The organism is Paenibacillus lutrae (genome assembly GCF_009757775.1).
Lineage (GTDB): Bacteria > Bacillota > Bacilli > Paenibacillales > NBRC-103111 > Paenibacillus_F > Paenibacillus_F lutrae.
In genome coordinates, this window is record NZ_RHLK01000003.1 from 92,018 (window position 1) to 105,719 (window position 13,702).

Annotated in this window: 13 protein-coding genes; all 13 read right to left on the minus strand. The window is 47.4% G+C overall.

Going from position 1 to position 13,702, the window contains the following annotated elements:
- Positions 1-7: 7 nt before the first annotated feature.
- The gene (gene fliF / locus EDM21_RS06415; RefSeq protein WP_166541865.1) at positions 8-1,579 is read right to left on the minus strand and encodes a flagellar basal-body MS-ring/collar protein FliF; all 1,572 of its coding nucleotides are present in this window, start codon (positions 1,577-1,579) and stop codon (positions 8-10) included.
- A gap of 46 nt (positions 1,580-1,625) precedes the next feature.
- Positions 1,626-1,937 carry a flagellar hook-basal body complex protein FliE gene (gene fliE / locus EDM21_RS06420; RefSeq protein ID WP_157334021.1) on the minus strand — a complete coding sequence of 104 codons (312 nt, stop codon included), beginning with the start codon at positions 1,935-1,937 and terminating at the stop codon, positions 1,626-1,628.
- Between the two features lie 21 nt (positions 1,938-1,958).
- The gene (gene flgC / locus EDM21_RS06425; protein ID WP_157334023.1) at positions 1,959-2,408 is read right to left on the minus strand and encodes a flagellar basal body rod protein FlgC; all 450 of its coding nucleotides are present in this window, start codon (positions 2,406-2,408) and stop codon (positions 1,959-1,961) included.
- A 3-nt stretch (positions 2,409-2,411) separates the two neighbouring features.
- Positions 2,412-2,825 (minus strand): flagellar basal body rod protein FlgB, encoded by a 414-nt coding sequence (gene flgB, locus EDM21_RS06430; protein ID WP_157334868.1) that lies wholly within the window; start codon positions 2,823-2,825, stop codon positions 2,412-2,414.
- Positions 2,826-3,044: 219 nt separating this feature from the next.
- Complete coding sequence (gene codY, locus EDM21_RS06435) at positions 3,045-3,830, minus strand: GTP-sensing pleiotropic transcriptional regulator CodY (RefSeq protein ID WP_157334025.1); 786 nt, start codon at positions 3,828-3,830, stop codon at positions 3,045-3,047.
- Between the two features lie 60 nt (positions 3,831-3,890).
- Entirely contained in the window at positions 3,891-5,291 is a 1,401-nt protein-coding gene (gene hslU / locus EDM21_RS06440) for an ATP-dependent protease ATPase subunit HslU (RefSeq protein WP_157334027.1), read from the minus strand.
- Between the two features lie 81 nt (positions 5,292-5,372).
- Entirely contained in the window at positions 5,373-5,924 is a 552-nt protein-coding gene (hslV, locus tag EDM21_RS06445; RefSeq protein WP_068774617.1) for an ATP-dependent protease subunit HslV, read from the minus strand.
- A gap of 159 nt (positions 5,925-6,083) precedes the next feature.
- Positions 6,084-7,412 carry an FADH(2)-oxidizing methylenetetrahydrofolate--tRNA-(uracil(54)-C(5))-methyltransferase TrmFO gene (gene trmFO, locus EDM21_RS06450; RefSeq protein WP_157334029.1) on the minus strand — a complete coding sequence of 443 codons (1,329 nt, stop codon included), beginning with the start codon at positions 7,410-7,412 and terminating at the stop codon, positions 6,084-6,086.
- Positions 7,413-7,428: 16 nt separating this feature from the next.
- A complete protein-coding gene (gene topA / locus EDM21_RS06455; RefSeq protein WP_157334031.1) occupies positions 7,429-9,522 on the minus strand; it encodes a type I DNA topoisomerase in 2,094 nt (697 codons plus the stop codon).
- Between the two features lie 69 nt (positions 9,523-9,591).
- Positions 9,592-10,701 (minus strand): DNA-processing protein DprA, encoded by a 1,110-nt coding sequence (gene dprA, locus EDM21_RS06460; RefSeq protein WP_157334033.1) that lies wholly within the window; start codon positions 10,699-10,701, stop codon positions 9,592-9,594.
- A gap of 133 nt (positions 10,702-10,834) precedes the next feature.
- A complete protein-coding gene (gene sucD / locus EDM21_RS06465; protein ID WP_068774613.1) occupies positions 10,835-11,767 on the minus strand; it encodes a succinate--CoA ligase subunit alpha in 933 nt (310 codons plus the stop codon).
- 69 nt (positions 11,768-11,836) lie between these two features.
- On the minus strand, positions 11,837-12,994 hold the full coding sequence (sucC, locus tag EDM21_RS06470) for an ADP-forming succinate--CoA ligase subunit beta (RefSeq protein WP_068774612.1): 1,158 nt from the start codon (positions 12,992-12,994) through the stop codon (positions 11,837-11,839).
- A 321-nt stretch (positions 12,995-13,315) separates the two neighbouring features.
- The gene (locus tag EDM21_RS06475) at positions 13,316-13,576 is read right to left on the minus strand and encodes a hypothetical protein (RefSeq protein WP_157334035.1); all 261 of its coding nucleotides are present in this window, start codon (positions 13,574-13,576) and stop codon (positions 13,316-13,318) included.
- Positions 13,577-13,702 lie beyond the last annotated feature (126 nt).

Sequence of the window (13,702 nt, forward strand, 5' to 3'; positions counted from 1 at the left end):
CACACCTCTATTCATCGACAAGCCATGTCCGTAACAAATTAACGAATTCATCCGGTTTCTTTTTGGCTAATGTCTCTAATTGCTTGCGCACCTGGTTCTCGTTCGATGCGTTCTCAATATCAATGGTCGGGTACTCTACCTTAGCAGGTGCAAGATCCAATTCTTCTTCTTCCGCCGCTTTTTTCTTTCTTCGAATCGCATACATGCCGAGCGCACCTAACAGCAAGGCAGCAAGTCCGATTCCGCCATACATCAAATAATTGTTCCAATCCGTTCCGGTTAAGCCCGGCTGTGCCGCAAAACTCTGAGGAGTAACGGTTACTCTTCCTCTAATCTGATCGGCTGTATATTCTTGTTTGTTATCGGCCAGCGCCGTCCGTACGATATTCGCCATCTGATCTGTAATCAATCTTTGTAAATTATCATTTGCAGCCTGATCTCTGCCTGTGGAATCAAACGCAATGTTAATACCCAAATCTTTGACTACATAAGGTGTCTGGATAATGTCATTCGTGATTTTATTCACTTCGTAATTAACCGTTTTGGAGCTTTCCTCCGAATTAGCGTTTCCGGAACCAGCTGCCCCCGGGTAGCCCGGTACATCGGTTTGTCCTGTTCCGGCAACTCCTCCGGCGGCCCCGCCAGCACTGGTTGAGCTTTTACTTGATTCCTGAGTGGAAATTTCCAGCCCTCTGTTATCTTGAACGTTCGGAGCTGTTACAAGCTGCTCGACCGATTTCTTCTGATCGAAGTTCATTGTCGAGAATACACTCACGACCGCTTTATCAGCGCCAAGCATTTTATTCAGCAGATTCGTTACACTGCTTTGAACTTTCGCTTCAAACTTACGCTCAATTTCAAGATGGCTCTGAGCCAGATTCGAAGACTGTCCCATGTTCGATTCTTTGGAAAAAGCAAGGAACTGACCGTACTGGTCAGAAATTGTAATATTCTGGATCGGCAAGTTCCTCACGCTATGAGAAACCAAATTGTAAATGGTATCAACCTGAGCTTGATCCAGTGTATATCCTTTTTTAACGTTCAGCATGACGGAAGCAGTAGCTTCTTGTTTCTCTTTGGCAAGAAAAACGGTTTCGTCCGGCATCGAAATCAAGACTTTTGATTTCTCAATCGATTGATTCGAGTTAATCAACTGCTGGAGTTCGCCTTGTACAGCACTTAAATGTTTGACTCTAAACTCGTTATCCGTCATTCCGAATGCACTATCGGTAGCGAAAGACTCATATCCGATTGAGCTGCCTTTGTTAAGGCCTTGCGACTCAACCCCCAGCTTGACGCTGGCTACTTCGCTCTTCGGCACTTCGATGCTTTTCCCATCCGGGCTCAGTACATATGGAATAGCTGCCGTATCCAAGTACCCTTTGATCGCAGCTGCGTCAGCCGGTTGCAAGTCCGTATAAGCGAGTGCATATTCTGTCTTGGCCAGATTGTAACTGATGATTCCAATCGTCAGAATCAGAACGACCAACGTGCCGATGAAAGCAAGTTTTGTCGTTTTATTATATTGATTCCAATATTGTTTGGCCTTCTCCCAATACTGGAGCAATCTTTCGTTCACAATGTCACCCCATCCGATTCAATCAATGTCCTCACGTGGCCGTCTGTTATAACTGCATCCGCATGATTTCCTGATAAGCTTCCATCGCTTTATTGCGCACCTGTACGGTGAACTCCAAACCGAGTGATGCTTTCTCGGATGCGATCATCAATTGATGGACGTCCGATAACTCCCCTTTGGCAAACTGCTGGTTCAACTTGTCAACGGCCTGCTGGTCACCATTCAATCCGTTAATGGCATTATTCAGAAATGAAGAAAATTGATTCGTCACATCTGATGCACTTACTGTCTGGCTTACAGCCGGCTGTTTTAGATTGCCTACCGGACTAAATGCGTTCAAATAGGTATTGTTAATCAAATGAATATCCCCTTTGTGCTATTATCTGCCAATTTCGAGCGCCTTCATGATCATACTCTTGCTTGCATTGAGCGCAGTCACGTTTGCTTCGTAAGAACGGGTTGCTGAGATCATATCAATCATTTCTTTCGCAACGTCTACATTCGGCATCATGACGTATCCGTCTTGGTTTGCATCAGGATGAGTCGGATTGTACACTTGCTTGAATGGTGTTGTATCTCCGGTAATGCTGGATACCCGAACCCCTTGTCCGGTTCCATCGGTCATTGCCGTGTTCAACATTTGCGCAAAGGAAGGCTGCCCTTTCGGTTCAACGGATACGACTTTTCTCTGATATGGCGTCCATTGCCCGTCTACAAAAGAAGCTCTCGTTGTATCCGCATTAGCAATGTTGGAGGAAATAACATCCATCCTCAATCGTTGAGCCGTCAAAGCCGATGAACTGATGTCAAAACTGTTCGTTATTCTCATCTGTTACCTTCTCCCATCCATGGCGATTTTAAGCTTGCGGAACTCGTTGCTCATCTCTTGTATGATCGTGTTGTATTTTAGCTGATTTTTGGCCATCAATGACATCTCGTAGTCCATGTCGACATTGTTTAAATTGTTGTTCATAACGGACGTCTGCCCTGTTTCAACTATTGGATTAGCGGGTAAGTTGGTATTGGGCGGGATTCTGAAATGTTTCGAATTTGTACGAACGCCTTCCAAAACTGGCTGTGAACCATTCATTGTCCCTTTCAGCAGTTCTTCGAACACAACGTCTGACCTTTTAAAATGAGGAGTGTCGGCGTTGGCCACGTTGTTAGCAATCACACGCTGCCGGAGTGCGGATGCATCTAATGATTTCTCCATCCACTGAAACCCGGTCTGATTTAGCAAAAACATGGTTACCCCACCTTCGTTATCTTTATGAAACTTTATTCCATAACGAAACTTCACATTCCTCCTAACTTCGACACAAGAATATTCAGAGTGTATACATTATGTAGAATAATGTTGCTAAAATTATCATGAAGAAAACAATGGAAATAGACAATAAGAAAAAAGCCCTATCTTTAGGAGAAAGGGCTTTGTTTTGCACGAAGTAAAACTATGAGAATTTTGTTACATTTTGGATTTCACTTGATCAATAGCACGCATAAGCTGGTCGTTCAATATGCGAATGTACGTTCCTTTCATGCCAAGCGAACGAGTTTCGATGACTCCAGCACTTTCCAACTTTCGTAGAGCATTTACAATAACGGAACGAGTGATTCCAACACGGTCTGCAATTTTGCTCGCCACGAGAAGTCCTTCTTTTCCTTCTAGTTCTTCAAAAATATGCTCTACAGCTTCCAGCTCACTGAAAGAAAGCGATCCGATTGCTACCTGTACAACCGCTTTACTTCTAGCTTCCTGCTCCACTTCTTCTGCACGCATATGGAGAATTTCCATCGCCACAACAGTTGATCCATATTCTGCCAAAATCAGATCATCATCGATAAATTCAGAATGGGTCCGACATAGGACCAAAGTCCCTAGTCTGTCTCCCCCTCCTAAAATAGGTACAATGGTGAAGTGGGTATATTCTCTCAAAATTTTCATTTCTTCTACAAATGTCGGAAACATTTCTACCGCTTCTTTATCCGAAGTCGTTTCATCCGCCCGTAATAAAAAATGATTGAATTCGGAAGAAAAACGGCGATCTTCCTCTACAATACGGTTTAATGCCGATGCCGGGAGTTCATTGGTGGTAGCGAAGCCCAGAATTTTACCGCGCCTGCTGGCGACGTAAACATTCGCGTGAATCGTATCACGAAGTACCTCGGCCATATCCATAAAACTGACGGCGCTTACTGCTTCTTTCTGCAGCAAACGGTTCAGCCTTCTCGTCTTATTCAACAAGGTCATTGGCTAGCCTCCTACAATCATACAAAAGAATCACAAACCGAAGACCATACGCCATCCGGTTTATAAAATATATTGGCTTAAATCGCGGTTCCGGACGATATCGCCCAGCTTCTCACGAACATATTCCGGTGTTATAACGATCTCTTCCAGACTAAGCTCCGGTGCCTCGAAAGACAAATCTTCCAGAAGCTTCTCCAGAATAGTATGGAGTCTGCGCGCTCCTATATTTTCTGTGCTCTGATTTACATCTACTGCAATCCGTGCAATTTCTTCAATGGCAGCCTCACTGAACTCCACTTTGATGCCCTCGGTTTCAAGTAAAGCCGTATACTGCTTCGTCAGAGCGTTTTTAGGCTCTTTCAGAATCAGCACAAAATCATCAAGCGTCAAATTACTGAGCTCAACCCGAATCGGAAAACGCCCCTGCAGTTCCGGAATCAAATCGGAAGGTTTGGAAACATGAAAAGCACCTGCGGCTATAAACAGCACGTAGTCGGTTTTAACGGGGCCGTATTTGGTCATAACCGTAGAACCTTCCACGATAGGCAGAATGTCCCTCTGGACGCCCTCACGGGACACATCCGGGCCTCCGCTGCCGCGTCCGCCACCCGCTATTTTATCAATCTCATCCAGGAAGATGATACCGGATTGCTCCGCTCTTTGGACTGATTCCTGTACCACTTCATCCATATCAATTAATTTCTGCGCCTCGTCTTGTGTCAGGACTTTACGGGCTTCCTTGACCGGAAGCTTGCGCTTCTTCGTCTTTTTGGGCAATAAGCTGCCAAACATCTCCTGCATGTTCATGCCGGCCTGATCATTGCCTTGACCGGATAACATATCCAGCATCGAAGGAGAATTATCTTCCACGTCCACTTCAATCATCACATTCTCGAGTTCGCCGCGCTTTAACTGCTCCATGATTTGCGAACGTTTAGTGGCAAGAGCCGGGTCCTTGTCTTCTTCATCCGGTTCAGGCTGCGACTGCTGATTGCCGAAGAACATTTCAAGCGGGTTGCGCTGGAACTTCTGCCGGGCTGCGCTGGGAGCTAGAATCGCCACCAGACGCTCATTGGCAAGCTCCTCCGCCTTGTCCTTGACCTTCTCGGTCCGCTCACTTTTAACCATACGAATAGACGTCTCCACGAGATCACGGACCATCGATTCCACATCACGGCCCACATAACCGACCTCTGTGAATTTTGTAGCCTCCAGCTTGACGAAAGGAGCGCCTACAAGCTTGGCCAGGCGGCGCGCTATCTCTGTCTTACCGACACCTGTCGGCCCGATCATCAGAATATTCTTCGGAACAATTTCATCACGCATGGACTCATCAAGTCTGCTGCGGCGGTAGCGGTTGCGCAGGGCAACCGCTACCGATTTCTTAGCCTGCTTCTGGCCGACAATATAGCGGTCCAATTCCTGAACGATTTGTCTTGGAGTAAGTGAGCTTGTGCTCAAATGAACCCCTCCTTCATGATTACTTGTTCCACTTCGATGCGCCGGCAGACCGCATACGAATGCTTCTGGTCCCGGCAGTACCTATATTTCTTCCACGATAATATTGTGGTTCGTATAAACGCATATGTCAGCGGCCATTTCAAGGGCGGCTTTTGCGATTTCCGTCGGGTTCATTTCTGGAGCATACCTGGACAACGCCCGTCCTGCCGCCAGAGCAAAACTTCCGCCTGAACCAATCGCTACGATTCCGTCATCCGGTTCAATAATTTCACCGTTACCGGATATAAGCAGCAGCCCGGATTCATCCATTACGATCATCATTGCTTCCAGTTTACGCAGCACACGGTCAGAACGCCATTCCTTTGCCAGTTCTACTGCCGCCCGCTGAAGATTGCCGTGATGTTCCTCCAGTTTACCTTCAAACTTCTCAAACAAAGTAATCGCATCCGCAACAGAACCCGCGAAGCCGGAAATGACTTTGCCCCGGTATAACCTGCGGACCTTCTTGGCGGTATTCTTCATAATCATACTGTTACCGAAGGTCACCTGGCCATCGCCTGCAATCGCACCCCGCCCATCCTTACGGATGGCAAAAATAGTCGTTGCATGAAATGTAGCATTCGTAGGATCCATAAGTCACCCCTCAATTCTTTCCTGTACAGCCTGCATTTAGCAGAGCGGAAAATAAGAAGCAGCAGCAAAAGGTCGTTTTGATGCTGCTTCCATTGTTAATTTCATATATAGGCACATTCAAAGCGTTCAAAACAATTTTATCGTAACACAGCCGAGGTTTCAGTTACAAGGCGGTTGTACATGATTTTGCGAAAAATTCTGAATACTTTCAATCGCACGCTCAGCCAGCTTTTCAATCTTCAATTTTTTGTTGCGGATTTTCTCAGCCAGCGGCGGGTAAAGCCCGAAGTTAGCGTTCATCGGTTGAAAATGCTTTGTATCGGCGGTTGTGATGTACTGCGCCATACCGCCGAGGGTCGTTTCACTCGGGAAAACGAGACACTCCAACCCGCGTGCAAGTCTGCCTGCATTAATACCTGCAATAAGGCCGGAAGCGGCTGATTCCACATACCCTTCCACACCCGTCATCTGACCGGCGAAAAACAACTGATCCCGGTTTTTGAACTGGTAGGTTGGCCGGAGCTGGCTGGGCGAATTGATAAATGTATTCCGGTGCATAACGCCATATCTTACGAATTCGGCATTCTCAAGACCCGGAATCATGGAGAGGACACGCTTCTGCTCGCCCCATTTCAGATGAGTCTGAAATCCTACGAGATTATACAACGTACCCGCCGCGTTATCCTGACGGAGCTGGACGACCGCATGAGGCAGCTCGCCTGTATGCGGGTTCACCAGGCCTACCGGTTTCATCGGGCCGTACAAGGCCGTTTGCTTGCCTCTTCTTGCCATGACTTCGATCGGCATACAGCCTTCAAAGTAAATTTCCTTCTCAAACTCCTTAATCGGTGCCGTTTCGGCATGAATCAAAGCATCGTAGAAGGCATCGAACTCTTCTTCGGTCATCGGGCAGTTCAGATAAGCCGCTTCGCCTTTGTCGTACCTGGAGGCCAGATATACTTTGCTCATGTCAATCGAGTCTTTCTCGATAATCGGAGCTGCCGCATCGTAGAAATAAAGGTACTCCTCACCCATCAGCTCCTGAAGTCTTGCCGACAATGCCGGCGAAGTTAAAGGGCCTGAAGCTACGATGGTAATACCATCGGGAAGCTCAGTCAGCTCTTCATTACGAACTTCAATCAGCGGATGATTTCTCAGCGTATCCGTGATTTCGCCCGAGAAGCCGTCCCGGTCCACGGCAAGCGCTCCTCCCGCCGGTACGGAGTGCTTATCGGCACTGGCAAGAATGAGAGAGTTGAGTACTCTCATCTCTTGCTTAAGGACGCCGACCGCATTCGTTAAGCCATTGGAGCGCAGAGAATTACTGCATACGAGCTCGGCAAATTTATCCGTAATATGCGCGGGTGTTTTGCGTACGGGACGCATTTCATATAAAGTTACGGGCACGCCCTGACTGGCGATTTGAAATGCGGCTTCACTGCCTGCCAGGCCGGCACCGATTATAGTTACTCTTTGTCCTGCTGTCAATTTCTACACCTCGAATTTAATCATTTACTTCTTCATCTTTGAGTTCTTCTTTAAAACCGCACTCGACGCACTGGTGATTTACAGCTGTCTTCGTACGTTTCTCGATCATCATCGAGCCGCAGCTGGGACAAGGCTGTGCAACCGGTTTGTCCCATGAGACAAAGTCACATTCAGGATAGTGGTCACAACCGTAAAAAATACGGCCTTTCTTACTGCGCCGCTCCACAACTTTGCCTTCTTTACATTTCGGGCACGTTACACCGATATCTTTAATAATCGGCTTCGTATTCCGGCAGTCGGGGAACCCGGAACATGCCAGAAATTTGCCGAACCGGCCCATCTTGTAAACGAGATGCTTACCGCATTTCTCACAAATTTCGTCCGAGACTTCGTCTTGAATCTCAATCTCTTTCATTTCTTCCTCTGCGAACTCAAGCCTCTTCTCGAAAGAAGTGTAAAATTCATCGAGCACCTTGACCCAGTTCTCTTTACCTTCACCTACATGGTCAAGCTCTTCTTCCATCTGGGCCGTAAATTCAACATCGAGAATCTCAGGAAAGAATTCGACCATCAGTTGAATGACCAGATCCCCCAGTTCGGTAGGAACGAACTTCTTCTCTTCAATGGCCACATAACCGCGCTTCTGAATGGTCTCCAACGTAGGCGCATAAGTAGACGGACGCCCTATACCCAGCTCCTCGAGAGATCGGACCAGCCGAGCTTCCGTATAGCGCGGAGGCGGCTGGGTGAAATGCTGCTTCGGCTCGACGTCATTGGAAGCCACCTCATCTCCCGATGAAAGCGGAGGAAGGAGTTTGTCTTCTTCCGTAGTACCGTCATCATTGCCTTCTACATACACTTTCATAAAACCCGGGAATTTCAATTTGGAGCCAACCGCACGGAACACAGCATTATTGACATTCAAATCAATCGTCATCGTGTCCAGCACAGCAGAAGACATTTGGCTTGCTACGAAGCGTTCCCAAACCAGCTTATAGAGACGGAATTGGTCTCTCGACAGGAATTCCTTAACTGAATCCGGATCGCGCAGAACAGATGAAGGACGAATGCCCTCATGCGCATCTTGGGTGTTCGAGCCTTTTTTGACATAGACACGAGGAGTTTCAGGATAGAAGTTCTCCCCGTACTTGCCTACGATAAATTCCTTTGCTTCCTCTTGGGCGACCGGGGAAATTCTCGTAGAATCGGTACGCATATATGTAATAAGACCGACAGTACCCTCTTTCCCCAGATCAATTCCTTCATATAACTGCTGAGCCACGGACATGGTCTTGGCTGCCCTGAAATTCAGCTTGCGCGCGGCTTCCTGCTGCATGGAGCTTGTTATAAAAGGCGGAGAAGGGTTGCGAAGACGTTCCTTTTCCTTGACTTCCTTTACAATAAAAGGAGCGCCTTCAATCGCTTTTAGAATAGCATTGACTTCTTCTTCCGAACCCAATTCTTTCTTCGAACCGTCGATGCCATAGAATTTGGCTTCGAAATTCGCTTTGCCCGCTTGCAGCATCGCTGTAATCGTCCAATATTCCTCGGGTACAAAAGCTTTAATTTCATTCTCGCGGTCCATGATGAGCTTAACCGCTACCGATTGGACCCGTCCTGCCGACAAGCCTTTCTTTACTTTCTTCCAGAGTAGCGGGCTGATCTTGTAACCAACGAGCCGGTCAAGAATACGGCGAGCCTGCTGTGCATTAACCAGGTCGATGTTAATCGGACGCGGAGTTTTGAAAGCGTCTTTAACCGCCTGCTTCGTAATTTCATTAAACACAACGCGGCAATTTTCGGTTTCGTTTAACTCTAAATAATGAGCCAAGTGCCAGGCAATAGCTTCCCCTTCACGATCCGGGTCAGCTGCGAGGTACACTTTTTTCACTTTCTTGCTGGCATCTTTCAGTTCCTTTAAGATGGAGCCTTTGCCGCGGATCGTTATATATTTCGGTTCAAAACCGCGTTCCACTTCAACACCGATCTGGCTCTTCGGAAGGTCGCGGATATGACCCATCGATGCTTTGACGATATATTTACTTCCCAAATATTTCCCAATCGTTTTGGCTTTTGCCGGTGATTCTACAATTACTAATGAGTCTGCCATCGACCGAATGCTCCTCCCTTCAACGTCATCTAATGCTGCATGTATATCACTTTAATGGTTATGGTATTTTCATATGGATACGTATGTGGAGCCGGGCTGCTCCGCTATCTTGTTTTTCAATAGCAAGGATAGCAGAACTGAATGCAAATGTCCAAACGTAAATTGAGTCTGCTCCAGGAGGACGTCGGCAGTCACCGGTACGCTCGACAAGAATCGATAAAGAACGACTTCGTCTGCAGACATGCCTTCTTCAGGAGATTGAGTTGCCGATTTCGTAAGAGGCTCCACGAAATGTCCACTGGAGGGGGACAAATGAGTATATTCTTCAAGGATATCTTCGGGACTAATTACCATCTTAGCCCCCTGTTTAATCAGGTACAGAGCTCCTCTGCTTTTGGGGGAATGAATCGGACCCGGCACCGCGAATACGTCACGCGACTCTTCCAGAGCCAAATCTGCCGTAATCAGAGAACCGCTGCGCTCGGCAGCTTCGACTACGACAATCCCCAGGCTCAGTCCCGCAATGATGCGGTTGCGCAGTGGAAACAGCCCCGGATGCGGAAGAGTTCCAACCGGATACTCCGATAGAAGGAGCCCTCCGCTGCCGATAATTTCGTCCTGAAGCCGGCCATGTTCCGGCGGGTAGATCCGATCAGGAGATACGCCGAGAACTGCTATCGTTCCGCCAGTTTTGCCTATTGCGCCCCGATGAGCCTGGGCATCGATTCCCCGTGCTAACCCGCTTACTACGGTTATCCCGGATCCCGACAAAGCAGCAGCCAGTTCCTCCGCGATTTTCTTCCCGTAGGCGGTGGGTGTTCGGGTGCCGACTATTCCTATCTTAGGATACTCCAAGGCTTTGAGCGAACCCCTGTAGTAAAGCACCCACGGCGGCTGTGCGGTTTCTGCGAGCAAATCAGGATAATCACTATCAAATCGTGTCAAAAATCCAATACCGAGCCTTCTGGCGAGCTCTACTCGCTCCTGAAGCTTACCTTCATCTAAACCTTCTATAATACATTCTGCTTTGGCCGCTGGGATTCCGGTTCTTGTGTAATCTGCAAATGACCATTCTCTCAGTTCCCTCAAATCGGAACAGGAATCGATCACACGTTTAATGGTTTTCCAGCCGACTCCGGTTATTCCATGAAGTCCGATGAGCATGCTTCGATTCTCCATCAGTATAAAGCACTCCCTTTGCATTCACAAATTTTGAACCTGTGAAACAAAAAAACCTCCCAATTCCCCTAAGGGAACCGGAAGGTTGCTTACCATTCCAACGTTTGATTTATATCCATGCATGAATATAAACTTATTTTTTAGTTATGCATTTCTCCAACAGGCCTTTTTCTTCCAAGACTTCGACAAGTGTCGAACCCATCTCAGAAGGAGTAGCTGCTACCTTGATACCACAAGCTTCAAGAGTAGCTACTTTCTCAGCCGCTGTACCTTTACCGCCGGAAATAATAGCGCCTGCATGGCCCATACGTTTTCCTGGAGGAGCTGTTTTACCGCCGATGAAACCTACTACAGGCTTCTTCATGTTAGCTTTGACCCATTCAGCCGCTTCCTCTTCAGCCGAACCGCCGATCTCACCAATCATAATGACGGCATAAGTATCCGGATCTTCATTGAACATATGAAGGACATCGATAAACTCGGAACCTTTAACAGGGTCTCCACCGATACCTACTGCAGAGGATTGACCGATACCGCGGGTCGTAAGCTGATGAACCGCTTCATACGTCAAAGTTCCGGAGCGGGAAACAACGCCCACGTGACCTGGTGTATGGATGTAGCCCGGCATAATACCGATTTTGCATTCGCCCGGTGTGATGACGCCCGGACAGTTAGGTCCGATCAGACGAGTACGTTTGCCTTCCATATAACGGGTAACTTTAACCATGTCCAGAACCGGAATGCCTTCTGTGATACAGATGACCAGATCAAGATCCGCATCTACTGCTTCCATGATGGAATCAGCTGCAAAAGCGGGCGGGACATAAATGACGGATGCGGTAGCACCCGTTGCTTCTTTTGCCTGCTCGACCGTATCAAAAACCGGTAAGGAAACAGTCTCGCCGTTCTCGAGGGTAATGTCGACGTTCGTGCCGCCTTTACCAGGGGTTACGCCTCCGACCATTTGCGTGCCGTAATCGAGCGCGCCCTTCGTATGGAACAAGCCGGTAGAACCGGTAATACCTTGTGTGATCACTTTTGTGTCTTTATTCACCAAAATACTCATGATCTTTGTTCACATCCCTTTACAAATTGAAAAGCGTATAACATATAAAGAACGTACGTTCACATGCAATTAAACAAGCGCAACAATTTTCTGAGCGCCGTCTGCCATGGAATCTGCAGAAACGATGTTCAGACCGGACTCGTTCAAGATTTTCTTGCCAAGCTCAACGTTAGTACCTTCCAGGCGCACAACGAGCGGACGGTCCAGACCGAGTTCCTTCGCTGCTGCTACTACACCCTCGGCAATAACGTCACAACGCATAATTCCGCCGAAAATATTAACGAAAATACCTTTAACTTTGGAATCGGACAGAATGATTTTGAAGGCTTCGGTAACTTTCTCTTTGGTAGCACCGCCACCTACGTCGAGGAAGTTCGCAGGATCTCCGCTATAGTGCTTGATGATATCCATCGTTGCCATAGCAAGGCCGGCACCGTTAACCATACAGCCGATATTTCCGTCAAGGGCAATGTAGCTGAGGTCATACTTGGAAGCTTCAATTTCTTTCTCATCTTCTTCTTCCAGGTCACGAAGCGCCAGAATATCTTTGTGACGGTAAAGCGCGTTGGAATCGAAGTTGAGTTTAGCGTCCAGAGCCATAACATCTCCGCCGCCGGTTACAACAAGCGGATTGATTTCAGCAATGGAGCAGTCTTTATCAACAAAAGCCGTGTACAGAGCGATCATGAACTTAACCGCTTTGTTAACCAGCTCTTTAGGAATGTTGATGGCATAAGCCAGTTTGCGGGCTTGGAACACTTGCAGACCGATTGCCGGATCAATAACTTCCTTGAAAATTTTCTCCGGAGTGTTGGCAGCAACTTCTTCAATGTCCATGCCGCCTTCTTCGGAGCCCATCATGACGACGCGGCCCGTATCACGGTCAACAACTACGCCTATGTAGTACTCTTTCTTAATATCACAGCCTTGCTCGATCAGCAGGCGTTTAACTTCCTTACCTTCAGGACCGGTCTGATGAGTAACCAGTACTTTGCCCAGAATTTCTTGTGCATAAGTACGGACTTCATCCAGATTCTTGGCAACTTTCACGCCGCCCGCTTTACCACGGCCGCCTGCATGAATTTGCGCTTTGACTACAACGACCTGAGTGCCTAGCTCTTTGGCTGCTTCAACCGCTTCATCCACGGAAAACGCCACTTTGCCCTGGGGTACATTCACTCCGTACTGTCTCAGGACTTCTTTGCCTTGATACTCATGGATATTCATTTGCAAATCCTCCTAAACGTATTGTTTCTCCCTGTATGCACGAAACCATGTTCAAGTTTCGATTCTTTTCGCACAACCAACGTAGGGTATTCGCCGTTTGACAGGGGAAATCCTGCCCGTCTTTTAGCGGGTTCGGACAAACTTTTGCCACGAATTATTGTATCACTTTTTGTCGACAGTTTCCTCTTCTTTTTAAAAAGAAATCGTTTTTTATTATTGCGCAGGAAATATAAAAAAGAAAAGGCCCCGGAAACATCGGTCCCGGGGCGCTTTATGCATTTTATCACTACCATTTTTCGTGCAGCTGCTCAATCGCTTTGCCTAAGTATAAGAGGGATTCGTCTCCGTCGTCACTCGCGGCTCCCTTTCCGCCTGCTTGACAAACCTCATTTCATTGCCGACATAGCTGCACACGAGACACTGAATGGTCGGTTCACTCTCAGAGACGGGGCTGGGATCTTGTGTTTCTTTTACTTCACCTGTAAGCGCATCTTTCAGAAAAGACTGAGAATAACTCGCAATTACACTGAATTTAACCCGGTTGGAACGACAATTGGGGCAAAAATACGGTTTTTCCTGCATGTTGATCACCTCGCCTATAGTATGACCAATTTGCAAGAAACAAAAAGTCATTTTAAAGATCTGACCCTTTTGTTATACTGGATATACGAGTAAGGCATAAGGAAGCACCTTTGTCCATTTACATGA

Bases quoted from the DNA above. Each gene is read 5' to 3' on its own strand.
- flgC (WP_157334023.1), bottom strand. From the start codon at position 2,408: ATGAGAATAACGAACAGTTTTGACATCAGTTCATCGGCTTTGACGGCT.
- flgB (WP_157334868.1), bottom strand. From the start codon at position 2,825: ATGTTTTTGCTAAATCAGACCGGGTTTCAGTGGATGGAGAAATCATTA.
- codY (WP_157334025.1), bottom strand. From the start codon at position 3,830: ATGACCTTGTTGAATAAGACGAGAAGGCTGAACCGTTTGCTGCAGAAA.
- hslV (WP_068774617.1), bottom strand. From the start codon at position 5,924: ATGGATCCTACGAATGCTACATTTCATGCAACGACTATTTTTGCCATC.
- topA (WP_157334031.1), bottom strand. From the start codon at position 9,522: ATGGCAGACTCATTAGTAATTGTAGAATCACCGGCAAAAGCCAAAACG.
- dprA (WP_157334033.1), bottom strand. From the start codon at position 10,701: ATGGAGAATCGAAGCATGCTCATCGGACTTCATGGAATAACCGGAGTC.
- sucD (WP_068774613.1), bottom strand. From the start codon at position 11,767: ATGAGTATTTTGGTGAATAAAGACACAAAAGTGATCACACAAGGTATT.
- sucC (WP_068774612.1), bottom strand. From the start codon at position 12,994: ATGAATATCCATGAGTATCAAGGCAAAGAAGTCCTGAGACAGTACGGA.
- EDM21_RS06475 (WP_157334035.1), bottom strand. From the start codon at position 13,576: ATGCAGGAAAAACCGTATTTTTGCCCCAATTGTCGTTCCAACCGGGTT.